The 25,857-nt window shown below is 69.3% G+C and carries 8 protein-coding genes; 3 read left to right on the forward strand and 5 right to left on the reverse strand.

Annotation, left to right across the window (positions count from 1 at the left end; all coding sequences use genetic code 11):
* Positions 1 to 17: 17 nt before the first annotated feature.
* Genes HU735_RS21925 through HU735_RS21935 form a run of 3 tightly spaced genes read left to right on the forward strand, consistent with a single transcriptional unit; the run spans position 18 to position 2,232 of the window.
* On the forward strand, positions 18 to 536 hold the full coding sequence (locus HU735_RS21925; protein WP_186715284.1) for a GNAT family N-acetyltransferase: 519 nt from the start codon (positions 18 to 20) through the stop codon (positions 534 to 536).
* Between the two features lie 3 nt (positions 537 to 539).
* Entirely contained in the window at positions 540 to 1,574 is a 1,035-nt protein-coding gene (locus tag HU735_RS21930) for a GSCFA domain-containing protein (protein WP_186715285.1), read from the forward strand.
* Positions 1,543 to 2,232: a hypothetical protein gene (locus tag HU735_RS21935; protein ID WP_186715286.1), complete on the forward strand. Its 690-nt coding sequence runs from the start codon at positions 1,543 to 1,545 to the stop codon at positions 2,230 to 2,232. The genes HU735_RS21930 and HU735_RS21935 overlap by 32 nt, the downstream gene beginning before the upstream one ends.
* On the opposite strand, the gene HU735_RS21940 is transcribed toward HU735_RS21935, so the two are convergent.
* From HU735_RS21940 to HU735_RS21970, 5 genes are read right to left on the reverse strand one after another with little or no spacing between them, the layout of a single operon-like run.
* Positions 2,229 to 3,098 carry a TauD/TfdA family dioxygenase gene (locus tag HU735_RS21940; RefSeq protein ID WP_186715290.1) on the reverse strand — a complete coding sequence of 290 codons (870 nt, stop codon included), beginning with the start codon at positions 3,096 to 3,098 and terminating at the stop codon, positions 2,229 to 2,231. The genes HU735_RS21935 and HU735_RS21940 overlap by 4 nt on opposite strands.
* The gene (locus HU735_RS21945; RefSeq protein WP_186715292.1) at positions 3,080 to 3,763 is read right to left on the reverse strand and encodes a hypothetical protein; all 684 of its coding nucleotides are present in this window, start codon (positions 3,761 to 3,763) and stop codon (positions 3,080 to 3,082) included. The genes HU735_RS21940 and HU735_RS21945 overlap by 19 nt, the downstream gene beginning before the upstream one ends.
* Entirely contained in the window at positions 3,753 to 12,773 is a 9,021-nt protein-coding gene (locus HU735_RS21950) for a non-ribosomal peptide synthetase (RefSeq protein WP_186715294.1), read from the reverse strand. Before HU735_RS21950 ends, HU735_RS21945 begins: the two co-directional genes overlap by 11 nt.
* Positions 12,770 to 16,885: a non-ribosomal peptide synthetase gene (locus HU735_RS21965; RefSeq protein WP_189657122.1), complete on the reverse strand. Its 4,116-nt coding sequence runs from the start codon at positions 16,883 to 16,885 to the stop codon at positions 12,770 to 12,772. The genes HU735_RS21950 and HU735_RS21965 overlap by 4 nt, the downstream gene beginning before the upstream one ends.
* Complete coding sequence (locus HU735_RS21970) at positions 16,882 to 25,857, reverse strand: non-ribosomal peptide synthetase (RefSeq protein WP_186715298.1); 8,976 nt, start codon at positions 25,855 to 25,857, stop codon at positions 16,882 to 16,884. Before HU735_RS21970 ends, HU735_RS21965 begins: the two co-directional genes overlap by 4 nt.

The raw sequence follows: 25,857 nt of genomic DNA on the forward strand, positions 1-25,857 counted from the left end.
CCCGCAAGGAGTACCGGATGCTGGAGCTGCACACCGATCGCTTGTACCTGCGCCCCCTGACCGAAGCCGACTGGCCGCTGTTCCTCAGGCTCCACCGCGAGCCCGAGACCATGCGCCATGTGTTCGACGAGCTGCCGGAAAGTGAAGTGCGCCGGGGGTTCGAGCATCGCCTGCCGGACTGGTCGCCCGGCGCCGAACACTGGCTGTGCCTGGTGATGACCGACAAGGCCAGCGGCCGGGACGTCGGGGTCACCGGCCTGCGCGTGCTGCGCCCAGGGCATGCCGAGTGCGGCTACTTGCTGCTGCCCGAGTGGCATGGCCAGGGCCTGGGCAGTGAATCGCTGCGGGTGATCGTGGATTTCGCCAGCGCCACCGAACTCACCTCGCTGGAGGCCACCGTCACCGACGGCAACACGGCCTCCTGCCGGGTCCTGGAGAAGTGCGGCTTCACCCTCGCCCGCCGTGTGCCGGAAGCCTACCGGCTTGGTGGCCGCTGGCACGACGACCTCATCTACAGCCTCGACCTGCACGGATAGCCCATGAACCCCTACCAATGCCTGCCACCCCGCGCCTTCTGGCGCACGGCTATCGCCGAGCGGCCCGCCGAACGGATCGGCGAACTGTGGTCGCCCGCCTTCGAGATCGACGCCAAGGACGCCATCGTCACCGCAGGTTCCTGCTTCGCCCAGCACATCGGCCAGGCCCTGGTGGCGCGCGGGATGAACTGGCTCGACGCGGAGCCGGCGCCGGCCGCGATGACCGAGCAGGAACGCAAGGCGCAACAGTATGGCGTTTTTTCGTTCCGCACCGGCAACCTCTATACCCCGGCGATGCTGCGCCAGTGGCTGGAGTGGGCGCTGGGCAGGCAGCCACAGTCGAGCGAAACCTGGCAGCACGACGGGCGCTTCTTCGATCCGTTCCGACCGGCGCTGGATGCGGCCGGCTTTGCCAGCGAGCAGGCACTGTTCGACGCACGGGAGCAGACCCTGGCGGCGATTCGCCTGGCGCTGCGCCGCGCCAAGGTGTTCGTCTTCACCCTGGGCCTGACCGAGGCCTGGGCCAACCGCGACACGGGCGTGCTGTACCCGGTGTGCCCGGGCACCGTGCGCGGTGAGTTCGACCCGCAGGTACACGTGTTCCGCAACTTCGGCTTCAACGACAGCTACCAGGCCATGACCGACGCCATCGCGCTGATGCGTACCGTGAACCCGGACCTGAAGTTGCTGCTCACCGTCTCACCGGTGCCGCTGACCGCCAGCGCCACTGGCGAACATGTACTCAGTGCCACCACCTATTCCAAATCGGTGCTGCGCGCCGTCGCTGGCCAGCTGTGCCAGGACCTGCCCGGCGTGGACTACTTCCCCTCCTACGAGATCATCACCGGCACGCCGTTCAAGGGCGCCTTCTACCAGCCCAACCAGCGCGAGGTGACGCCCGAGGGCGTGGCCTTCGTGATGCGCCAGTTCTTTGCCGGCCTGGATGGCGAAACCGTGCCGGCAGCCCCCACCGCCACTCCATCCCTGGCCAGCGAGGACCTTGTCTGTGAAGACGCCAGACTCGACTACTACGCCTAGTTTCCTGCTGCTGGGCGACTCCCATGTCGGTGTCGTCGGCCTGGCCGCCAGGACGAGGGGACTGGCGTTCGGTGGTGGGCCGCTGGGTGCCGGGCGCGATTTCGGCGTCGACTTCTTCCGCCTGACGGCGGACGACGTGGCAATGCGCGACCCCGAGATCGAACAGCTGTACCGCCAGGCCCTTGCCCAGCTCGACGCCCCCAATCTCGGACGGATTCCCGGGCCGCTGGTGTCCAGCATCGGCCTGAGCGTGCATTACCTGGCCACCACCCAGAACTGGCTGTGCTACCAGGGCGCGGACGGCGAGTTCGACCTCGGTTTTCTCGAAGGCCCGTTGTTCGCCACAATCATCGACACCCTGTCGCGCCCTGCCCTGGCGTTCTACGAGCAGGCGCTGGCCCTGGACCTGAAGGTATACGCCGTGCTGCCGCCGCAACGGGTGCCGCCGATGTCCGACGCGCGAGTGTTCATGGCCGCCCAGGCCCGGCTGGTCGAGCGCCTGCGCGCCCTGGGCGTCGAGCTGGTCGATGTGCGGGAGGCCGCCAATGACGACCGGGGGCTGCAGCGGATCGAGTTCTGTGAAGTCGATGATCCGCTGCATGGCAACCTGGCCTTTGGCGAGCTGGTGCTCGACCAGTTGTTGCGGCAGATGGCCTAGGCCTGTGGCCGCCCGCCAAGAATCGTCACCCGCTCGCCATACCGCGAATGCGGGAAGTAGTCCCACACTGCATGGTGCTGGGTACAACGGTTGTCCCAGAACACCAGGGTCCCCGGCGCCCAGCGTACCCGGCAACTGAGCACCGGCTCGCGGGCCACCAGGTCGAACAACATCCCCAGCAGCACCTGGCTCTCGCCGGCGGACAACTGCACGATATGCGAGGTGAAGCCCGAGTTGACGAACAGCGAGGCTCGTCCGGTCTCTGGATGGCGCACCACCACCGGGTGTTCGGTCTTGGGCAGGCCTGGCGGCGGCGTGTAGCCCTTCCACGGGATCTCGCCGTCATGAATGGCCGTCAAGGTGCCGAGAAACCCCTGCATCGCCGGCGACAGCATCTCCAGCGCCAGGTGCATGTTGGCGAACAGGGTGTCGCCGCCCGTGCCGATGGCCGGCGTTTCCTTCACATACAGCATCGAGCCCATGGACGGCTCCGGGTCGGCGGTGCCGTCGGTGTGCCAGGTTTCGCCGGCAACGAAACGCGACTGGGCGTTGGCGCGGATCACCACCAGTTCCGGGTCGTCGCCGTCGATGTCCTCCAGGGGCAAGGCGCGCAGCTGGCCGAACAGCCGACCGAAGGCCTTGTGCTGCTCGACGCTCAGTTGCTGGTCGCGGAACACCAGCACATGGTTTTCCAGGAACGCCCGGCGGATCTCCACCAGCTGCTCCGACGGCAAGCTGCGCGACAGGTCGACCCCGCCGATCTCGGCGCCGATGATCGGTGTCAGCCGTTCCACGCTGATACTGCGGTACGGCGCGCGTTGGGCGCCGGCAATCCGCTCGATGGCGCTCAATCCCTGTTGATCCATGCTTCCCTCCCTGATGTGTGTTGATTGAGTTGGCTCGCCAGGCGCTGGAGCCCCGCCGCCAGTTGCGTCACTCGCGCCATGCGTTGCTCGATCGAGGTCGCGCAGGCCCAACCGCAGACCCGCGCCAAGGCGCCGACAACACTGGCGCACGCCTGTTCGTCAGCGTGGGCATAGGCGCGGGCAGCGACCTCACTGCTGGCCGCCGCGTTGGCCGTGGCAAATGCCTGGGCATTGGCCTCGGTACTCAGCTGTGCATAGTGTCGGGCGAATGCCTCAGCGTCGCCGAACTGCCCGGCGATCATTGCCTGGTTGGACGGTGCCTGACCGTAGGCCAGGGCGCTGTCATAGGCCTGGGCATGGGCGCTCTCGAAGTCGTAGGCCCGGCGAAACGTTGGCAACAGCACCGGCCTGAGCGCAGCGCGCCACTCACCGGTCCGCCCGCGCAGGCCCAGGCTGGCACGTTGGTGCAGACGTTGCAGCGTGACCACGGCCGGAGCGTGTTCGGCGAGCGCCTCGGCGAGCAGCGGCAGCACCACCTCGGCTTGCCACAGGTGCAGCAGTCGCCAATACGCCTCACGGTCCATCGGCTGCACCAAGGGCCCGGCCCCCAATACCCGCAGCAGCGGGCTCAGCCACGCCGGTGGCGTGGCGTGTTCAGGCACCATGGACACGCTCCTCCTGCCTGAGCAGGTCGGCATTGATTGCCTCGGCAATCTGCCGGGCCCAGGGGCCGGTGACGATGCCATAGTGGTCGGTATCCAACGTCGTCCAGCTGTCCAGGTCCGGCAGCAAGGCCTGCCAGGCCTGGCGCAAGTCCTGGGTCTGCCAGCCACTGCCGATGCCATAGGGGTTGGGGTGCGTGGCGATGAACAGGCGCCCGGTCGGGCCGGCCTGCGTTGCCGGCGCATGCCCCAGCATGCTTGCCAGGTTGTTGCGACAGCAGGTCACCAGGCGCTCCAGATAGCGCGCGCCGTCCGACTCGCCGTTGCGCAGGGCGAACTCCTGTTCGAACACCTGCTGGATCTGCCCTTCGTCGATCTGCCGCAACTCTGTCCCGGCGTCCGGCGCAGGTGGATCGACCAGGTACAGCGTCGGTGGCTCGTGCCCGGCTTCACAGGCCAACGCGCACATGGCCTGGGCCACCCAGGCGCCGAAGGACCAACCGAGCAGCCCCCAGCTTGCGCCATCGGGCAGGTCGGCCTGTATCGCCTCCAGGTACAGCTGCGCCCGCGCCGCCAGTGAAAGGTTGGCCAGTTCAGGCTGGCGCAGCACCGGGTCGGCGATCACCCGCACGCCGAGGCTCGGGTGCAGCACCGCGGCCAGCTCGCGGTAGGCCTGGACATCGCCACCGACCGGGTGGATCAGGTACAGGTATTGGCGACCATCGCCCTGCTGCCACGGATCGATGCGCAGCGCCTCGCGCCACGGATCGCTGCCGCATGCGGCCTGGCCTGAGTCCGCGTCCACCAGGGCCAGCACCTCGCGCAGGCTGACATGGGGGCTGAACTGGGACAGTTGCACGACCACGCCGGTGGCGTGCTGCAGTTCGTCGATCAGGTCCAGCAGGGTCAGGGAATCGGCGCCGAGGTCATACAAGGAGGCATCGTCCTCCAGCGAGTCCACGCCCAGCCACTGGCATAGGCATTCGCGCAGGAGTGTCGGCAGATCGTCCTGGCGCGGCTGCTCGTCGACCGGTGCGACCACGGCACCATGACGGCGTGGATAGAAACGCCGGGCGCTGTGCAGTGCCGTGGTCGAGACCAGCACCTGGGGCAATTGCGCCGCCATGGCGCGCTCGAACACTTCGCAGCCCTCCTGCGCCGACAGGCCGACCTTCAGGTGCTGCTGGTGCGCCGCATCGTTGCCGTTGCCGCGCGTGGCCATGCCGGTATCACACCAGATGTCCCAGTTGATGCCCAGGCGCAGGCAGCCTTCGTCGCCCGCTGCGCGGTAGTGGCTGAAGCCGTCGAGCACGGCGTTGGCGGCGGCGTAGTCGAGGTGACCGGCACCGCCGAACAGCGCCGACATGGACGAGCAGTACAACACGAAATCCGGTGCCATCCGTGCGATCAGCGCCTCCACGGCAAGCAAGCCGTGGGTCTTGGCGGCCATGGCGATCGCCATCTGCCGAGCATCGCGCTGCCGAATCAGGCTGCCGGCGCCGATGCCGGCGGCGTGGATCACCCCGTCGAAACGCCCGTAGCGTTGGACCAGCGCCTCGAGGACCTGGGGCCAGCGCTGCAGGTCGGCAAGATCGGCCTGCACCCAATCGACCCGCTCGTGGTCCAGGTCCGCTACCGGCGAACGCGACAGCAGCACCACGCGCCGGTCCGCTGCGCGCAGCAGGTGCTGGCACAGGGTGCGGCCGATGCCGCCAGCCCCCAGGATCAGGTATGTGCCGCGCTCGGCCAGGCCTGGCGCCGCGGGCGACGGCAGCGGGCTTGGCACCAGGCGCGGCCGCCACAGGTAGCCTTCGCGCAGCGCCATGCGCCGGGGCAATGCCTCGGGCTCGGCCAGCAACGTGGCCAGGGCGTTGGCATGCTCGCCCAGCGATGGGCTCGGGCAGTCCAGCCAGTGGCAGCGCAGCGGGTATTCCTGGGGCGCAACTTCGGTCACCCCGGCCAGGGCCGATAGCTCCGGACGCGCCACCGCGCCCTGCACCGCGCAAGTTTGCCAGGACAGCAGCCACAGGCGCAGGTCGGCGTCGCGCGGTGCCTGGCCCCAGGCCTGCAGCAGGCTGCTGGGCGTATCGAGGCAGGCCCACTGGGCCGCCGCCAGGCTTTGTTCGTCCACCGCGCCGGTCACCGACAAGGGCAAGGCGTGCAGCCAATCCAGTTCACCCGGCAGCGCCTCGAGCAACCGCCCCAGCGCCTGGACGTCGAGCACATCGAGCTCGAAGCGATCCGTGGCGAGCTGGCGGTAGCCCTGGCCTGCCTGCACCTGCACGACTCGCCGGTAGGCACGGCCCAGGGTTGCGAGCAATACGTCGTCGATGGCCTCGCGGACGCACACCACCAGCGTCTGCCGGACACCCTGCGCCATGGATGTGCCCAGCCGTCGCACCCGCTGCCACTGCCGTTGATGGAACCAGTCGGCCAGCGGCTGGCGCTGCGCTGCCGCTTGACCTTGGAAGTGGAAGGGCTGCAGATCGAATGACGCAGGCGGCAGGTTCCAGGGCGGCGGCGCCGAACGGCCCGGCCATTCGATCTGCGCGCCTTCGTACCACGCCGTCAGCAGGTCATCAGGTGCGTTTTCGCTGGCTTTGAGCCGCGCCTGCGTTGGCGTGACCTCGCGGATGGCCGACAACGGCAAGGCGTCGCCCGCCCGGTACGGCGCCGCAAAGCGCCAACGCCCCTGCCGGCGACCGGCCTGCAGGTGACGCAACACCGCGTGTGCCTGCCCGGGGTTGGCGCGCAGCCAGGCATCGGTGGCGGCGATGTCGCGTTCCAGTGCCTCACGGCTATGGGCGGACAGCAGCAACAACGGTGTTGCATCTTCAGGCTCCTGTGGCTCCGCCTGCACGGCACCGACGATCACATGGGCATTGGTACCGCCGATGCCGAAGCTGCTGACCCCGGCCATGCGTCGCCGCCCCGCCGGCCAGGGACATGCCGTGGTCGGGATATGGAACGGCGAGCGCGCCAGGTCGATCTGCGGATTGATCCGGGAAAAGCCCAGGTTCGGCGGGATCACCCCGTGGTACACCGCCAGCGTGGCGCGGATCAGCCCGACCACGCCGGCAGCAGCGCCCAGGTGGCCGATCTGGCTCTTCACCGAGGCCAGGGCGCAACTGCCCGCCGGCGCCTCGCCGAATGCCTGGGCCAACGCGGCGACCTCGACCGGATCGCCGAGCAAGGTGCCGGTGCCGTGGGCCTCGACATAGCCGATGTCGGCACCTGCGGCCCCGGCTCTTTCCAGGGCCTGGGCAATCACCGCGCCCTGCCCGGCCACCGACGGCGCGGTGTAGCTCATCTTGCCGCGGCCATCGTTGTTCAGTGCCGAGCCCTCCACCAGCGCATAGATGCGGTCGCCGTCGGCACGGGCGCGGGCCAGGGGCTTGAGCACCACCACCCCGTAGCCACTGGCGCCGAGGGTACCGCTGGCATCCTCGCTGAACGGCCGGCACAGCCCGTCGCGGGAGAAGATGTGCTGCGAACGGTGGCGGTAGCCGTCGCTGAGGGTCGGGTCGATCAGCACGCCGGCCGCCAGCATCACGTCGCTGTCGCCCTGGCGCAGCAGGTTGCAGGCCAGGTGCACGCCGATCAGCGAACTGCCGCAGGCGGCCTGCACGCTCAGCGCCGGCCCGGTGAGGTCCAGGTGGTAGGCGGCCTTGGTGGCGAGGAAGTCCTTGTCGTGATGCAGGGCCAGCTGGAAGCCATCCGGCAGCTCGCCCTCGCCGTTTTCGCGCAGCAGCTGCTGGAAGTAGGTGGTCTCGCCACAACTGGCCACCAGGCCGATGCGCGGGCCGCCCGCCGCCGGCACGATGGCGGCATGCTGCAGGGCTTGTACGCAGGCCATCAGCAGGTGGCGTTGCTGCGGATCCATCAGCCGCGCTTCCTGGCGGCTGATGCCGAAGTACTCGGGGTCGAAGTCGAGCATGCCCTGCAGTTGGCTGCGTGCGCCGACCAGGCCTTCGCCGGCCTGGAAGTGCTCGATGCCCAGCGCATTGCCCTGGACCATCGTCCAGAACTCGCCGAGGTCGCGGGCACCGGCCACGTTGACCGCCATGCCGATGATCGCCATCGGCTGCTCGCCAGCGGTGACCGTGCGCTCCAGGCGTTGCGGTGCGGCCTCGGCACGGGCCAGGTGCGCGGCCAGGCGGCGGATCGTCACGTGCTCGAACAGCTCGGCCATGCTCGGCGCGCCGGGCAAGGCCTGGGCGTAGCGCGCCTGCAGGCGCATCAGGCCCAGGCTGGTGGCGCCCGCCTCGAAGAAGGTCTGCGTCGGCTCGATGTCGTGGCCGATCACCTCGCGGAACAGCGCGGCCAGCTGGTTTTCCAGCGGGGTCAAGGTGGCTGCCTGCACGCGCCGCCGCTCCAGGGCCTCGCCCTGCCCGGCCAGCGCCTTGCGGTCGACCTTGTTGCTGGGCGTGCGCGGCCAGCTGTCGAGGCGTCGGTACTGGTCGATGCGCACATGGGCCGGCAAATGCCGCGCCACCTGGCGATCGAGATCCTGTGCCGAGGGCGGTATGCCGGTCAGTTGCAGATAGGCGGTGAGGCGCGCGGGCTCGCCCTGCACCGTCACCACCGCGTTGGCCACCCCGGCCACCGCCATCAGTGCCGCCTCGACCTGCCCCAGTTCCAGGCGATGGCCACTGAGCTTGACCTGCTGATCGTCGCGACCCACGTAGTGCAGGCAGCCCTGGGCATCGACCCAGGCCAGGTCGCCGGTGCGGTAATACAGGCAGCGATTGCCGTCGGCCTGGGGCAGTTCGACGAAACGCTCGGCGTTGAGCGCCACATCTGCCAGGTAGCAGCGGGCGACCATCGCCCCTGCCACCAGCAGGTAGCCCTGGTTGCCAGGGGGTACGGGACGGTCATAGGCGTCCACCAGCAGCAGCCGGGCATTGTCGACCGCCTGCCCGATTGGCGCGCGCAGCGGCCAGTCGCTCACCTGCGCTGGCAAGCGGTAGGCGCTGACCACATGGGTTTCGGTGGGGCCATAGTGGTTGAACAGGCGGGCCTTCGGCATGCCGCCGAACCAACTGCGCAACGCCTCGCTGCACAGCAACTGCTCGCCGGCCGTCACCACCTCGCGCAGGGCCGCTGGGTAGATGCCCTGGGCGACGGCGGTCTGCGCCAGGTGCTGCAAGGCCACGCAGGGCAGGAACAGCCGCTCGATACGCGCCTGCTGCAGGTACGCCAGTAGCGTCTGGGAGTCCTGGCGCCAGTGGGGCTCGATCAGGTGGTAGCAACCGCCGCCGCACAGGGTGCCGAACAGCTCCTGGAACGCCACGTCGAACGACAGCATGGAAAACTGCAAGGTCACCGAACGGGCCGGCAACTGGCCGGCGTGGCGCTGCCAGTACAACAGGTTGCACAGGGTACGGTCGGCCACCTGCACCCCCTTCGGCGTGCCGGTCGAGCCCGAGGTGAACAAGGTGTACAGCGGTCGCTCGCCGTTGTGGCGCAGGCGTTCCAGGGACCGTGCCGGCGCGTCGAGGTCCACCCGGTGACGGCTGAGGAGCTCGACGTCCAGCGCGGCCAGGACGGTTTCCGTGGCGCTGCTGAACAGCACGCAGTCCGGGCGCGCCTGGGTCAGCACCTGGCGCTGCACCGCAACGGGGTAGTTCGGGTCCAGCGGCACGGCGGTGATATTGAGCTTGGCCAGGGCCAGCAAGGCCACCACATGCTCCACCGACGGCGCCAGGAACAGCACCATGGTCGCCGACTCGTCGCGTGCGTGCTGGCTGGACAAGGTCGCCGCCAGGGTGTCGGCCAGCGCATTCAGTTGCGCGTAGCTCAACTGCAGCTGTCCGGCCACCAGCGCGGTGGCCTCGGGAGTCTGCTGCGCCTGATGCTCGAACCAGTCGGCCAGCGTGGCGAACGGCAGCGTGGCGGCCAGGCCTTCGCTGGCCGGCGGCAGGCTTTGCCGATAAGGCGCCACCAGGCTGTCGAGGGTCGCCCGAGGGTCTTCCAGCAGCAAATCCAGCCCCCGCTGCAGCAGTTGGTCCAGCGCGGCCACCTCATGGGCGTCGAAATGGCTGCACTGGTACTCCCACCAGCACTCCAACGGCCCTTCGCCGCCCACTACCAGCAAGGTCAGCGGACACTTGGCCTGGGGTGTCGGGTACGGCTCCAGGCTGGCCCGCAGAGGTGCGGCGGCGAGCTTGGCGTAGTCGGTGTTCTCCAGTACGAACAGGTAGTCGAACAGGGCCTGGTCGGAGGACAGCCGCAGGTCCTCGACCAGATCAGCCAGGGCCACGTCCTGCAAGGCCAGCACGTCACGCACGGTGGCGGTCTGTCGGCGCAGCTGCTCGCCCAGCGCTTGCGTGCCCTGCAGATCGGTCGGGATCAGCACTGTGTTGGCGAACATGCCCACGCTGGCCTCGAACTGGGCCAGCGGGCGGTTGGCCACCGGGCTGGCGATCCGTGGACGCTCGCAGCCGACCAGGGCGTGCAGGCTCCAGGCAAAGACGCTGAACAACACGTCGAAGCGGGTCAGGCGCTGCTCGCTGCAAAAACGTTCGAGCGCAGCGCTGCGCCGTTCGCCCAAGGGCTGGCGATACAGCCGCCCTCCTGTTTGTCCGGGGTGCCTGGCTGGCCGCGGCGGGGTCGCCTCGCCGTGACGGGCGTGCAGCGTGGCCAAGGCGCGGCGCTGCTCCCGGTAGTGCGGGCTGACGCTCCACTGCCGCTGCCACGAGGCGAAGTCCAGCGGGTCCAGTGTCGGCGTGGCTGCTGCGCTTTCCTGTCCCTGCAGGGCATCCTGGTACAGGCTGGCCAGGTCGTCGAACAGCAGGTTCATCGACCAGCCATCAGTGACGATATGGTGCAGGTTCAGCAGCAGGCGGCAGCTGCCGTCGGCGTGTGGCGCCACCCAGGCGCGCAGCAGCGTGGGGCTTGCCAGCTCGAACGGGGTGTCGAACACCAGGCTGGCAAAGGCTGGCCAGGTGCTGTCGTCCAGCGCGCCCGCTGCAAGCACCCGGCACACCGCCGCCTGCTCGCAGACGACCTGCTCCGGACCGTCGGCGCCCGCCACGAAAGCCGTGCGCAGCGCGGGGTGCCTGGCCACCAGTCGCCTCACCGCCTCGGCCAGGGCCTGCGGATCAGCGCCTGCGGCCAGGTGCAGGACCATGGGCACGTTGTACGCGGTCGAGTCGGGCACGCGCTGCTGCTCCAGCCACAGCCGGCGCTGCTCGGCACTAGCCGGACCGCGACGGGCGCCTTGCGCGGCCGGCGCGGGGGGATAGGCCGGCGTCATGCCCTGCCCGCTCTGCAGTCGCTCGGCCAAGGCCGCGAACGGCTCGCCGAGCAACGTCGCAATGCAGATTTCCTGCTGCCAGCGGTCACGGATCGCCGACCTCAGGCGCATGGCCCTGAGCGAATCACCGCCGCTGCCTAGCCAGTCGTCCTGGCCCCCCAGGGCGGGTTGCCCGAGCAGCGTGCGCGCCTGCTGCAACAGCCAGTCCAGGGCCGGCGAGTGCTCGCCTGCCTCGACAGGCGGTCGCCAGGGAGTGTCGGCCTGGGCAAGCAGGCGCTCCTGGTCGATCTTGCCATTGGCCGTCAGTGGCAGGCCTGGCACCCGGAACAACTGGTGCGGGCGCATCCAGGACGCCAGGTGGGCACGCAGGTAGGCGTCGAACACGCGATAGTCCAGCTCCCCGCACGGCACCAGGAAGGCCAGCAGTTGATGGTCCTCGGCAGCCTGCCGGCGGCTGCAGACGTAGGCCTGGGCCACCTGGGGGTGTTCGAGCAGGCGCTGCTCCACCTCGCCCGGCTCGATGCGAAAACCGCGAACCTTGATCTGCCGGTCGACCCGCCCCTGGCATTCGACCTGCCCCTGGTCGTTGACCCGCACCAGGTCGCCGGTGCGGTAGTGCACATGCCGCCCGCCATCCAGCGCCGGCAGGCGCACGAAAGCGCGCGCGGTCTCCTCGGGGCGGTTGCGGTAGCCACGGGCCACGCCGCTGCCGCTCAGGTACAGCTCGCCGACTGCTCCCGGCGCCACCGGCTGTTGGCGTGGGTCGAGCACCTGCATGCCGGTGTCCGGCAGCGGCAGGCCGATGGGCACGCTGTCGCCGCTGAAGTCGCGCGGGATGGGGTGGCACAGGGCGAAGGTGGTGCACTCGGTGGGGCCGTAGACGTTGAACAGGCGGCAGGCACTGTCCGGGTTGGCCTGGTACCAGGCACGCACCGCCACCGGGCTGACCTGCTCGCCACCGGTCAGCACCTGGCGCAGGCTGGCAAAGCACGCCGGGTACTGCGCGTTCAGGGTGTTGAACAGCGACACCGTGATGAACAGGGTATCGACTTGCTGTACCTGCAGCAGCCGGGCCAGCCGGCGGGCGTCGAGCACGTCCTCGTCGGCGACCATCACCACGCAACCACCATTGAGCAACGGCGCCCACAACTCGAAGCTGCAGGCATCGAACGCCGGGTTGGACAGGCAGGCGAAACGCTGGCCGGGGCGGATGTCGATATAGCTGCCGGCCTGCGCCAGGCGCAGCAGCCCGCGCTCGCCGACCTCCACGCCCTTGGGCACCCCGGTGGTGCCGGAGGTGTAGAACAGCCACATGACCTCGGCAAAGCGCTCCGGCAACGGCTGGGCCGGTTGATCCGGGTGGTCCAGCAACGCCTCGACACTGGCCTCCCACGGCCCCGGCAAACCCTGGGGCGCATCGGCGAGGCTGAGCACGCCCACGCAGTCGGCATCGGCCAGCATCAACCCGCGGCGCTCGGCGGGGCTGGCCCGATCCAGCGGCATCACCACGGCGCCGGCCTTGAGCGCGCCAAGCAGTGCCGCCAGCCATTGCCAGCCGCGCGGCAGGTACAGCGCCAGGGCCTGGCCCGGCAATACGCCCCGCGCCTGCAGCCCCCGGGCGATGCGCTCACTGGCGCTGGCCAGCTCGGCGTAAGTCATGTGCAGCTGTCGGTCGATCACCGCCAGGGCCTGCGGATCTCGTTGCACCTGGGCGGCAAAACGCGCGAGCACGGTTTCCTGGAGCACGCTCATCATTTCCCCTCCTGGGCATCGAAACGTTGCAGTTCGCGCTGGATCGTCCGTGAGACCCGATGAATCTCGGCGCTTTCGAGCATGTCCCAATGCCCCCCCTGCACCAGGGTGGCCAGGTAGCCGTCGGCGGCGCGACGCCGCCAGAACCCGCGCAAGGCGCGCAACTGGCCACGCGGCAGGTCTTCACGGGCCTGCACCAGCACCACCCGCCCGGCCTGCGGCGGACAGGTGTAGGCGGCCATGGCCAGGCGATTGTGGTTGTACAGGTGGAAATAGCGCTCGACCTGGGCGTCCTCGATTCCGGGGTACATGCCGTTGAAGCGCACCAGCTTGTCACGGAACTCGGCCATGTCGACGGTGCCGATCTGCCCGCGGAAGGCCGGATCGTCCGAGCCCTGGGTATCGAGCAGCACCACGCTGACCGACGCCCGCCCGGCCTCGCGCAGGCGCCGGGCCATCTCGTAGGCCACCAGGCCGCCGAACGACAGCCCGGTGAGCACCAGCGGCCGCTCCAGCAAGGGCTCGATCTGGCGCAGGTAGGCCTCGGCCATCGCCTCGACCGTGGGCTCGGTGGCCTCCCCGGGGTTGAGCCCCGGCGACTGCACGCCGTACACGCCGACCGCCTCGGGCAGCACCTTGGCCAGGGACAGGTAGCAGAACGCGGTGCCGCCGGCCGGGTGGATGCACACCACGTTGCGCTGCCCGTCACCGCTGCGGAAGGTGATCAGGTTGCCATTGTCCACCTGAATGCTAGATCCGGTCCGCAGCCAGCCACCCAGGGCTTCGATGGTCGGATGGCCGAGCACCACCCGTGCCGGTACCTCGACATTGAACGCCTGGCCGATCTGGTAGGCCATCTTGATCGCCGCGATGGAGGTGCCGCCGACGGCGAAGAAGTTATCGCGGATGCCGATCTGCGGCGCCAGCAGCAGGCTTTTCCAGATCTGGTAGAGGGCCAGCTCGATAGGGTCGCGGGGGCTGCTCAGGTTGACCTGGCGCGCCGCCAGGTCATGGTCCGCGCGTTCGGCCAAGGCCTGACGGTCGACCTTGCCGTTGGCGGTGAGCGGCATGCCGTCGAGCCACAGGTAGGCACTAGGCAGCACGGCACTGGGCAGGGTCTCGGCCAGGTGCGCACGTACCGCCTGCTCGTCCAGCGTGGCGCTCGTCACGCAACAGGCTACGAGCCGTTGGTGCTGGGCCTCCTCGCCCAGCATCAGCACCACGCAGGAGGCGATGCCGGGGAAGGCCTGCAGTCGCGCCTCGATTTCCCCCAGTTCCAGGCGCACGCCACGCAGCTTGACCTGGAAGTCGTCACGGCCGAGGAACTCCAGTTGGCCGTCGGCGCGATAGCGCGCCAGGTCGCCGCTGCGGTACAGGCGCTCGCCCGACACGAACGGGCTGTCGATAAAGCGCTCGGCGGTCAGCGCCGGCAGCCCCAGGTAGCCGCGGGCCACGCCCACGCCGCCGATATGCAGGTGGCCGGTGACACCGGGCGGCACCGGTGCATCAAAGGCGTCGAGCACATGGAAGCGGTTGTTGGCGATGGGCCTGCCGATCGGCAGGCGCAACGCCGGGATTTCATCGCCCGGCGCCAGGGTCCAGATGCTGTTGATCACCGTGGTCTCGGTGGGGCCATAGACATTGTGCAGCCGCGCCTGCGGCAGTCGAGCGCGCAGCAGCCGCGCCAGGGCCGACGTCAGCTCGCCGCCGCCGCAGAACACGTCGGTGAGGCTGTGGCACTGGCTGGCCTCCTCCACCTCCAGGAACAGCTGCAGCATTGCCGGCACGAAGACCATCGCCGTGACCTGCCGCTCGCACACCAGCCGCGCCAGGTAACCCGGCTCGAAATGCCCGCCGGGCCGGGCGATCACCAGCCGCCCACCAGTGGCCAGCGGCCAGAAGGTCTCCCAAGCCGAGGCGTCGAAGCCGAACGGGATCTTGTGCAGCATCGTCCCGGCCTCGCCGCAGACGCCCAGGCACCAGACCAGCAAGTTGGCCAGCCCACGGTGCGCGACCATCACGCCCTTGGGCAGGCCGGTGGTACCGGAGGTGTAGATCACGTAGGCCAGGTGCTCGGGCGTCACGCCCACCTCGTGGGGCGCCAGGTTGTCGCCGTCCCGTTCAGCCCAGCCGGGCGCGTCGGCCTGCAGGTCGATCAGCGGCGCCTCCCAGCCACAGGCCTGCATGGCCTGGTGCAGGGTCGCCCGGGCCGAACCCAGGGTCAGCAGCGCCACGGGGGTGCTGTCGCCAAGCATGTGGCCCAGGCGCCCGACCGGATAGTCCGGATCCAGCGGCACATAGGCGCCACCGGCCTTGAGCACCGCCAGCAGCGCCACCGGCAGTTCCAGCGAGCGCTCCATGCACACGGCCACGCGGACATCCGGCCCAACGCCCAGGGTGCGCAGGTGGCGGGCCAGGCGGTTGGCCTGGGCATTGAGCTCGGCATAGCTGAGGGTTTGGCCCTCGAAAACCACCGCGCAGGCTTGCGGTTGCCGCGCCGCCAGTGTCTCGACCAGGTGATGCACGCAGTCGATCGGTCCCTGCAGGGCGGGCGCCTGGTTCCAGGTATGCAGCACCGTTTCACGCTCGTCGGCATCCATCAGCGACAGCGCGTGCAGCGGCTGCTTGGGTTCGGCGGCCACCTGGGTGAGCAACTCGCGGTAATGGTGGCTGAGGCGCTCGATGGTGGTGCGGTCGAACAGGTCGGTGTTGTACTCGACCAGCAGGTGCAACGCGCCGTCGCGCGCCACCCACTCGAAGGCCAGGTCGAACTTGGCCGTGGCGCTGCCGGTGCCATGAGGCGACAGTTCCAGGCCGGGCATGGCCAGCGTGGCGCCGGGGGTGTTCTGCAACACCATCATCACCTGGAACAGCGGCGAATGGCCGGGGTCGCGGGGCGGGTTGAGCGCCTCGACCACCCGGTCGAACGGCGCATCGTGGTGCCCATGGACCTCCAGCATGTTCGCCCGCACCTCGCGCAGCAGCTCGGCGAAGGTCTGTTGCGGATCGAGCCGCTGGCGGATCACCAGGGTGTTGACGAAGTGTCCGATCAGCGGCTCCAGCTCCGCCCTGCCCCGGTTGGCGAACGGCGTGCCCACGCACAGGTCGTGCTGGCCGCTGTAGCGCCACAGCAGCACGTCCAGGGCGGCGAGCAACACATTGAACAAGGTGCCCTGGGTATGCCGGGCCAGCGCCTCGAGCTCGGCCAGGGTGTCGCCGTCCACCGTCGAGCTGAAAGTGGCACCGACAAAACGCTGTACCCGCGGACGCGGGCGATCGCTGGGCAGGTCCAGCAGCACTGGCGCGTCGCCCAGGGCGCGGCGCCAGTAGTCGAGCTGGCCCTGCAGCGCCTCGCTATCCAGGCGTTGCCGCTGCCAGCAGGCGTAGTCGACGTACTGCACCGGCAACGGTGCCAGGCTCGGCGGCTGGCCGCGCAGGAAGTCGCTGTAGAGGCTGGCGATCTCGTGCTGGATCACGCCCATCGACCAGCCGTCAGCGACGATATGGTGGACGCTGTACAGCCACACATGGTCCTCATCGGCCAGTCGCACCAGCCGTGCCCGCAGCAGCGGGCCGCTTGCCAGGTCGAACGGGGCGCGGGCCTCGGCATCCACCGCTTCGGCCAGGCGGGCCTGGCGCTCGAGCTCGGGCAACTCGCGCAGGTCGAGCACCGCCAGGCTCAGCGGCCTGCTGGCGTGCACCACCTGCTGCGGTTCGCCATCGACGCTGGCGAAGGTGGTGCGCAGCATGGCGTGGCGCTCGATCAGCGCGTTCAGGGCCCGTTCCAGCGCGGCCACGTCCAGCCGTCCGTTGAGTCGCACCGCCGAGGGCACGTTGTAGAACGGGTTGCCCGGCTCCAGCTTGTCGAGGAACCACAGTTGTCGTTGTGAGAACGACAACGGGAAACGGGCCTGACCGTCTGGCCGACGCGGGATCGGCGCGTTGTCGTCAGGCCGGGCCAGCAAGGCGATCAGCGTTTGCTTGTGGGTCTTCAGCGCCTGCATCAGGGCCTCGTCGAGAAACCCCTTGGGCGCCTTGCAGCGCAGCTTGTCGCCGTCCACCTCGAGGGCCACGCCATGGCGGTCGAAAAACGCCAGCAGTTGATGGGCGTTCATACTTCGAATTCCTCCATGTCATTGTCGTCCTGCGCCTTGATTGCGAGTGCTTCCGGTGCTGTGCGTTGTGGCGTGTGAGGCGCACGTACGCCGCCGACCATCGAGTAGATCAGTGAATGGCTGCTGCCCAGGTCGAACAGCGTCGCCAGCTGCCGCGTCTCCACCGAGCCGACGCCGCACAGGCCCAGCCCCAGGTCGGCTGCGGCCATGGTCAGCAATTGCGCCATGGCGCCGGTCTCGATCAGGCAGAAGTCATGGCTGCCCTCGCCGTACAGCGGACGGATCGCTGCCAGGTCGGCGACGAAGAACAGCGCGAACGCCGCGCCCTCGTAGACCGGGCGGTTGACGAAGAAGTCGTAGATGTCCGGGTCGAGCTCGCCGGCGCCCATGGCCACCAGGCGGTGCCCGAGCGGATCGTGGTAGTAGGCACCGCCCGGTACGCCCAGCACCCGGCCGGGCTTGATGTAGAGGTAGGTCTGGATCGGGTACGCGCCGCCCGCCGACGGGAACAGGTACTTCGCCTCGCCGTCCAGCTGCCCCTGGGCCAGCACCGCCAGCAGTTCGGCGAACGCCTGCTCGGCAATGGGCTGTTCCAGGTACTGACGCACCGAGCGATAGTCGCGGTAGCGCCGGGCGAAAGCAGGGTCGGCCGGCAGCGCCAGGGCCACCTGCGGCGTGTCGCTGGCAAAGTGTCGCCGTGCGCGCTGCTCGGCCTTGAACGCCGCGCGCTGCTGCGGATCGTCCAGCACGGCGTCGACACTGGTACTCGGTGACTCGCTCTGCTCCTGGCGCTGGCGGTACAGCGCCAACAGGTTTAGCAAGGTCGGCTGCGCCAGCAGGTTCGCCACATGGGGGCGGAAGCGCAGCTCGCTCGACAGCGCGTTGCTGATGCGCACGATGTCGATGGAGGTGGCGCCCAGGCTCAACAGGTTGGCGTCAGCGGCAATATCCGCCCTGCCCAGCACCTGCTGGACGATGGCCACCAGGCGCTGCTCCTGCGGCCCTTCGAGTTCCAGCGCCCTGCCGCCGGCCTGGACCTGCTCGGGTTCGGGCAGGCGGCTCTTGTCGACCTTGCCATTGGCCGACAGTGGCCAGGCCTCCACGAAGGTGAAGGACGCCGGCACCATGTACGCCGGCAGCTTGTCGGCCAGGTAGCCAGCAAAGTCGCCGGCCTGCAGCGCCGGGTCGGCCCTGAGCACGTAGCCGGCCAGGCGCTTCTGCGCCTGGGCCTCGCCGAGGATGCGCACCACCGCGCTGTGCACGCCGGGGTGGCGGTTGAGCACCACCTCGATCTCGCCCAGTTCGATCCGATAACCCTGGACCTTGACCTGGTTGTCGTCACGACCGAGGAACTCGATGTTGCCATCCGGCAGCAGGCGCCCCAGGTCTCCGGTGCGGTACAGGCGCTCGCCGGTCAGCGGATGGTCGAAGAAGCTCCTGGCGCTCAGCGCCTCGTCGCGCCAGTAGCCCTTGGCCAGGCCGATGCCACCGATGTACAGGTGGCCGGTGACCCAGGTCGGGCGCACTTGCAGTGCCTCGTCCAGCACATGGAAACGCTGGTGATCCAGCGCCTGGCCATAGGGAATGCTGCGCCAGGCCGGATCGACCTGCTCGATCGGGTAGCCGATCGACCAGATCGACGCTTCGGTGGCTCCGCCCAGGCTCATCAGTTGCAAGCCTGGACGCAACACCCGGGCGCGCTCGGGCAGTGCCAGCGGGATCCAGTCGCCGGAGAGCATGGCCAGGCGCAGGCTCGCCGGCAGCACCCTGCCCTCGCCCTCCAGGTATTCCACCAGCATGCCCAGCAGCGCCGGCACCGAGTTCCACAGGCTGACCCGGTGCCGTTCGAGCAGCGTGGTCCAGTGCGCGGGATCCAGGCTCAGCTGCGGTTCGAGCATGACCACCGCCGCGCCCGCCGCCAGGGTGCCGAAGAAGTCGTACACCGACAGGTCGAAGCTCAGCGACGAGATGGCCAGCACACGGTCCTGCGGGCCCACGGCGAAGCGGCGGTTGATGTCGAGCAAGGTGTTCACCGCGCCCTGGTGGTCGATCACCACGCCCTTGGGCGTGCCGGTGGAGCCGGAGGTGTAGATCACGTAGGCCAGGTCATCGGGGTGCACCTGCACGTCGCGCAGTGGTTCACCCGGGCTGTCTATCTGGTCGCTGACCGGCAGCACGGTGACCTGCGTCGGCCACGCCACCCGCTCCAGCAGGCACGGCTGGGTCAGCGCCAGGCTGGCCTCGGCGCGCTCGAGGATATGGCGCAAACGCGCGCCGGGCAGGCTCGGGTCGATGGGCAGGTAGGCACCGCCGGCATAGAGGATCGCCAGCGTCGCCACCACTTGCTCCCAGCCGCGCTCCATCACCACGGCGACCAGCCGGTTGGGCTGCACGCCACGGGATTGCAACTGCGCGGCCAGCTGTCGGGCCTCCTGGCGCAATTGACCGTAGCTCAGCTCACGGGCACCCAGCACCGCGATGGCCTGTGGCGTGGCCAGGGCCTGGCGCTCGAACAGCGCGTGCAGCAACGGCAGATCCCGTGGCGCTGGTGGCGCCTGCGGCAGGCGCGCCTGGGGCAGCAACTGCGGCGTGCTGGCGGCCCAGGCATCAGGGGCGAGCAAACGGTCGAGCAGCGCATTGTAGGCGGCGAACATCTGCCCGATCATGCCCTCGGGGAACAGCGCATCGATGCTGTCCCAGTTGAACAGCAGGCGACCTTCGAGTTCGAGCAGGGTGTGGTCGAGCCACACATGCGGGGTCTGGGTGATGCTGTGTTCCAGCGTCGCGCCAAGAGCGTCGCCCAGATTGAACTCGGCCAGCTCCGGCGCCGCTTCCGACAGGGTGCTGTTGAACACGATCGGCATCGCCGTCTGCTGCACGCCGCGGGCCTGGGACAGCTCGCGCAGTACACGCACGCCACTGACCACCGAGTGGTCGATGTCCTGCCACAGGCGCGCCTGCACGGCGCGGGCCTTGTCGGTGAAGCTGGCGTTGCCGTCGATGGCCACTTCCAGCAGCACCAGGGAGGTGAAGTCGCCGATGATCGCATCCACCTGCGGGTGCAGCGGCAAGCGGTTGAACAGCGGCAGGCTGAGGGTGAAGCGCGGCTGGCGGCTCCACAGCGCCAGCACTTCGCTGAACGCGGTCAGCAGCATTACCGACGGGGTGACGCCGAACTGCCGGGCCATGGCCTTGAGACGGCTCCACTGCGCTGCCGGCATGTCGCGGTCGCGGCGGGTGAAGTGCGGGTTGGCGATGCTTTCCGGCTGGCACACCCGTGGCAGGTCCGGGGCGGGGGCCAGGGTCTCGATCCGCCCGCGCCAGTAGTCCAGGGCGCGTTCATAGGACGAGTCGGCACGCAAGCGTCGCTCGGCCAGCACATAGTCGCGGAAGGTCACGCCCGGCTCGGGCAGTTGCAGCTCGGGCTCGTGGTAGTACCCCATCAGCTCACGGGCCAGGATCTGCGTGCTGGCGGCATCGACCACCAGGGCGTCGAGGCTGATGTGCAGGTGACTGATGCCGTCATCTAGCAGCGACACGCTGAAGTCAAACAGCGGCCAGCGGCTGGCATCGAGCACCTGGTGCGACTGGCGCTCGCGGACAGCCATCAGGGCACTCCGGGCTTCCTCGCCGCTCCTGCCGCGCAGGTCGCGGCGGGCCAGCTGGTAAACCGGCACTTGTTCCAGCACCTGCTGGGTGCCATCGTCGAGGAACACCACGCGCAGCATGTCGTGGCGCTGGATCATCCGGTTCAGCGCCGCCTCGAAGCGCGGCACATCGAAATCGGGGATGCGCCATTCCTCGTAACCATGGGCGCTGACCCCGCCGAGGCTTACGCTGGCCTCACGGCCGAACCAGTAGGCCTGCTGGATGTCGGTGAGCGGGAACGGCGCATGGCGTCCGGCCGGGTCGGCCTGCAGGGCCTGCGCCTGGGGTCCGCCATGGGTCTCTTGCGTCACCCCGACCTGCGCGGCCAGCTCCATCAGCACCGGTGCCTGGAACAGGCTGCTCAGCGACAGCTGCGCGCCCAGGCGCTGGTTGATCGCGTAGACCAGGCGCGTGGCCAGCAGCGAGTGGCCGCCCAGGTCGAAGAAGTTGTCATGAATGCCGACCCGCTCGCACTTGAGCACCTCGGCCCACACCTGGGCCATGCGCCGCTCGGTCTCGTTGCGTGGTGGCTCGAAATGCGCCGCGCCGCCACGCTCGGGCGCCGGCAGCGCCTGGCGGTCGAGCTTGCCGTTGCGGGTCAGCGGCAGCTGCGCGAGGCTGACCCAGGCGCCGGGCAGCATGTGCTCGGGCAATTGGCGCTGCAAGGCGGCGCGCAGGGTTTGCGGATCGCCGCTGCCCACCACGTAGGCCACCAGGCGCGGATCGCCGGGGATGTCTTCGCGCAGCAGCACGGCTGTGTCCTGCACGCCCGGCTGCTGGCGCAACAGGCTGTCGATCTCGCCCAGCTCGATACGGAAACCGCGCAGCTTGACCTGCTGGTCCGCACGTCCCAGGTACTGCACGTTGCCATCGACCTGTAGTCGGGCCAGGTCGCCGCTGCGATACATGCGCGCGCCGGGCTGTGGGTTGAACGGGTCGGGCAGGAAGCGCTCGGCGCTCAGGAGTGGGCGGTTGAGGTAGCCACGTGCCAGGCAGTCGCCTGCAATATACAGCTCGCCCGGGACACCCACCGGCAATGGATTCAGGTCGCCGTCCAGCACGTAGAGCCGGGCATTGGCAATCGGCTTGCCGATGGCAGGCAACTCAGGCCAGTGTTCGGCATCGACGCAATCGAGGCTGAACTGGCTGACCACATGGGTCTCGGTCGGGCCGTACTGGTTGCGCAGGCGCGCACCGCCCAGGCCACGGACGAAGGCGCGCAACGCGTCATTGACCTGCAGCGCCTCGCCGGCGGTGACGATCTCGCAGCCGCCGGGCGGCATCGGCGCGTCGGCCTCGGTCACGGCGGCCAGTTGTTGCAGCACGGCGAACGGCAGGAACGCACGCCCTACACCCTGGGCCACCAGGGTCGGACGCAGGGTGGCCAAGTCCTTGCGTTCAACCTCGCTCATCAACTGCAAGGTGCCGCCCTGGCACAGGGTGCTGCAGATCTCCTGGAACGACACGTCGAAATTCAGCGAGGCGAACTGCAGTACGCGACAAGGCGTTGGTGCGTCCTCCAGTTGCCAGGCAATCAGGTTGTCCAGGGCCCGACGGCTGTGGGCCACGCCCTTGGGGCGGCCGGTCGAGCCGGAGGTGTAGAGCACATAGCCGAGGTGCTCGGGATGGACCGTCACCGGCGGTTCGCTGTCCGGGCAGTCGGCCCAGCGCGCGGCGTCGGCGTCCAGGCACAGCAGCTCGACCGCCTGCGGCAGGCCCGGGCGCAGCGAGGCCTGGGTCAGCACCAGGCTGGGCGCTGCGTCGGCGAGCATGAAGGCCAGCCGGTCGGCCGGGTACGCGGGATCGAACGGCACATAGGCGGCGCCGGCCTTGAGGATCGCCAACAGGCCGACGACCATCTGCGCTGAGCGTTCCATGCAAAGTCCCACCCGCTGCTCGGGGCCAATGCCTCGGGCGACCAGATACTGGGCCAAGCGGTTGGCAGCGCGGTCCAGCTCGGCATAACTCAGCGACTGCCCGTCGGCGACCAGCGCCACGGCATCCGGCCTCTGGCGGGCGATGGCCGTCAGGCGCGCCATGCAATCCGGCTGGCCGGCAGTGTCGCGGGCCGTGCGGTTGAAGCGGTCCAACACTTGCACGCGCTGCGCGGCATCGAGCAGCTCGAGGGTAGCAATGGACTGTCCGGGGTTGTCGACCATGCCTTCCAGCAAGCGGCGCAGGTACTCGCCGATACGCGCCACGGTGGCGCGTTCGAACAATCCGCTGGCGTACTCCAGCCCACCGACAATCTGGCCATCACGTTCGCTGAGGGCCAGTTGCAGGTCGAATTTCGCCACCGGCTGGCTGCACGGCACGGGGCTGATGTCCAGCCCGGGCAAGGCCAGGGTCTGGCCCTGGTCCTGTTCCCAGGCGAACAGCACCTGGAACACCGGGCTGTAGGCCAGGCTGCGCGGCGGGTTGAGCAACTCCACCAGTTGCTCGAACGGCAGGTCCTGGTGAGCCTGGGCCTGCACGGTCACCTGCCGGGCCTGGCGCAGCCACTGCTCCAAGGTCGGCGCCCCCCTGCGGGTCATGCGCAGCGCCAGGGTGTTGACGAAGAAACCGACCAGCCCGTCCAACGCCGGGTCCGGACGGTTGGCCGTGGGCACGCCGACCACCACGTCGTCCTGCCCGGACAGGCGCATCAGCAGCAGCGACCAGGCGCTCAGCAAGCCCATGAACAGCGTGCCGCCATGGGCACCGCACAGCACCTTCAGGCGCGTGGTCAGCTCGCGATCCAGCATCAGCGGCACGAATCCACCACGGTAATCCTGCACCGTCGGGCGCGGATGGTCGGTCGCCAGTGTCAGCAGCGGCGGCGCGCCTTCCAGCGCCTGTTGCCAGTACCGGCGCTGGCCCTCCAGCCGCTCGCCCGCCAGCCAGCGTGGGTGCCAGGCAGCGTAATCCATATATTGCACCGGCAACGCCGGCAGTGTCGCTTCGATACCTTGCACGGCGGCGCCATACAGGGTTTCCAGGTCGCGGGTAAGCACGCCCACCGACCAACCGTCGGAGATGATGTGGTGCTGGGTCAGCAGCAGCACGTGCTCGTCCGGTGCCAGGCGCGCCAGGCAGGCGCGCATCAGCGGCCCCTTGGCCAGGTCGAACGGTCTTGCGCCCTCCTCTTCGATCAGCGCGGCCAGGCGTGCCGAGGCATCGGGCAGGCCCTGCAGGTCGACCTGGACCAGGGCCATGCCCTGGTCTTCGGCGCCGACACATTGTCGGCCCTCACCCTCGACGCTGAGGAAAGTAGTGCGCAGTGCCTCATGGCGCGCCACCAGCTTGTCCAGGCTGTCCGCCAGCGCCTGCACCTGCAAGGCACCTTTGAGACGCAGGTTCAGCGGCATGTGGTAGGCGGCGTTGCCACCCTCCATCTGCGCCAGGAACCATAACCGGCGCTGGGCGGACGACAACGTTTGCGCACCCGTGCGTTCGACTGCCTCGATCGGCAGCCGCGCCTCGTCCCGGCTGGCCTGCAGGCGCTGAGCGAAGTCCACGAGCCGCGGGCTTTCGAACAGCGCCACCGGTGCGGCTTCGCGCCCCAGGTCCTGGCGCACGCGGGCCAGCACGCGCATCACCAGCAGCGAATGGCCGCCCAGGGCGAAGAAGTGATCGTCGCGGCCGATGTGCGCAACCCCCAGCACCTCGCCCCAGATCGCCGCCAGGCTGGTTTCCAGCGCCCCCTGCGGCGCCTGGTAGTCACGTTGCTTGAAGGCAGCGGCGTCCGGCGCGGGCAGGCCGACGCGGTCGAACTTGCCGTTGGCGGTCAGCGGCAAGGCAGGCAGTTGCACGTAGGCGCTCGGCAGCATGTAGTCCGGCAGGTGTTCGCCCAACTGCTCGCGCAGGGCCGCCGGGCTCAGCCCGGCGCCCGGCTGCTGGGCGAAGTAGGCCACCAGGCGGGGCTCGCCGGGCGTATCCTGGCGCAGCAGCACCAGGCTTTGCCGCACGCCGGGCACCTGCGCCAGGCGCGCCTCGATCTCGCCCAGCTCCAGGCGCAGGCCGCGCAGCTTGGCCTGCTGGTCGCCGCGACCAAGGAATTCGAGCTGGCCATCGCCGCGCAGGCGCGCCAGGTCGCCGGTGCGGTACAGGCGCTCGCCGGCCACGAAGGGGTTGTCGATGAAACGCTCGGCGGTCAGTTGCGGCAGGTTCAGGTAGCCGCGCGCGACCCCGACGCCGCCGAGGTACAACTCACCCTCCTCGCTCGCCTGCCCTCGCGCATCAAGCAGATAGACGCGGCAGTTCGCCAGTGGTCGACCGATAGGCAGCACAGCATCAGCCACCTCGTGCGCCGGCAGTTCGTGGCAGGTGCTGTCGATGCTCGCCTCGGTGACGCCGTACGCCTGCACCAGCTGCACCCGTTCGCCGCACAGACGGCGCAGCCGGCGGGCGCTATGGGCACTCCAGACATCCGAGCCACAGACCACCGTGCGCAGAAAGGCCAGGTCGTGGCCGTTCGCCTCGACCCAATCCAGCAGCGGGTCGAGCACCGCCGGCACGAAGTCGCCGAAGCCCACCTGCGCCTCGCGCAGCAGCCGGTACAACGCGGGCGGGTCCATCAGCGTGTCGCGTGGACACAGCACCAGGGTGCCGCCGAAGCCCAGGGCGCGGATCAGGTCGGCGCTGAACACATCGAAGGAGAAACCCGCCATCTGCAGGTGATTGAGCGGCGCCCGCAGTGGATACAGCTGCGCCCAGGCCGCGCCCAGGGCGACCAGGCCACGGTGCTCGACCATCACCCCCTTGGGCGTGCCGGTGGAGCCGGAGGTGTAGATCACATAGGCCAGGTGGTTGGGCGTCAGCCCGATCGCTCGCGGGTCCGGGTCATGGGACGCAAGCTCGGCCCAGGCCGCGCTGTCGTCGAGATCGAGCAGTGTCGAGGCCGCTGCCAGACCATCGAGTGCAGCCCGGGCCGGGCCATGGCTGAGCAACACTGCCGGGGCGCTGTCAACCAGCATGTGCGCCAGGCGCGCCCGCGGATAGCCAGGGTCCAGCGGCACGTAGGCGCCACCGGCCTTGAGCACGGCGAGCACAGCCACCAGCATGGCCGGCGAACGCGCCAGGCACAGGCCGACCCGCACATCTGGCCCGACCCCCAGGGTACGCAGGTGGTGGGCCAGGCGGTTGGCCTGTGTGTTGAGCTCGGCGTAGGTCAGTGCCAGCTCGCCAAAGCGCACGGCAATGGCCTGCGGCACGCGCCGCACCTGGGCCTCGAACAGGCCATGGATGCACTGGTCGGCGTCGAACGGGGCATCGTGGTGCCAGTTCTCGGGTAAAACGTCGGGCTGCGCGCCGGCCGTGCCGCGCGAGGGGGTGGTGTCGAACAT

The sequence above is a fragment of the Pseudomonas sp. BW16M2 genome (genome assembly GCF_014268865.1).
GTDB lineage: Bacteria > Pseudomonadota > Gammaproteobacteria > Pseudomonadales > Pseudomonadaceae > Aquipseudomonas > Aquipseudomonas peradeniyensis.

Bases quoted from the DNA above. Each gene is read 5' to 3' on its own strand.
- HU735_RS21925 (WP_186715284.1), top strand. From the start codon at position 18: ATGCTGGAGCTGCACACCGATCGCTTGTACCTGCGCCCCCTGACCGAA.
- HU735_RS21930 (WP_186715285.1), top strand. From the start codon at position 540: ATGAACCCCTACCAATGCCTGCCACCCCGCGCCTTCTGGCGCACGGCT.
- HU735_RS21940 (WP_186715290.1), bottom strand. From the start codon at position 3,098: ATGGATCAACAGGGATTGAGCGCCATCGAGCGGATTGCCGGCGCCCAA.
- HU735_RS21945 (WP_186715292.1), bottom strand. From the start codon at position 3,763: ATGGTGCCTGAACACGCCACGCCACCGGCGTGGCTGAGCCCGCTGCTG.
- HU735_RS21950 (WP_186715294.1), bottom strand. From the start codon at position 12,773: ATGATGAGCGTGCTCCAGGAAACCGTGCTCGCGCGTTTTGCCGCCCAG.
- HU735_RS21965 (WP_189657122.1), bottom strand. From the start codon at position 16,885: ATGAACGCCCATCAACTGCTGGCGTTTTTCGACCGCCATGGCGTGGCC.
- HU735_RS21970 (WP_186715298.1), bottom strand. From the start codon at position 25,857: ATGTTCGACACCACCCCCTCGCGCGGCACGGCCGGCGCGCAGCCCGAC.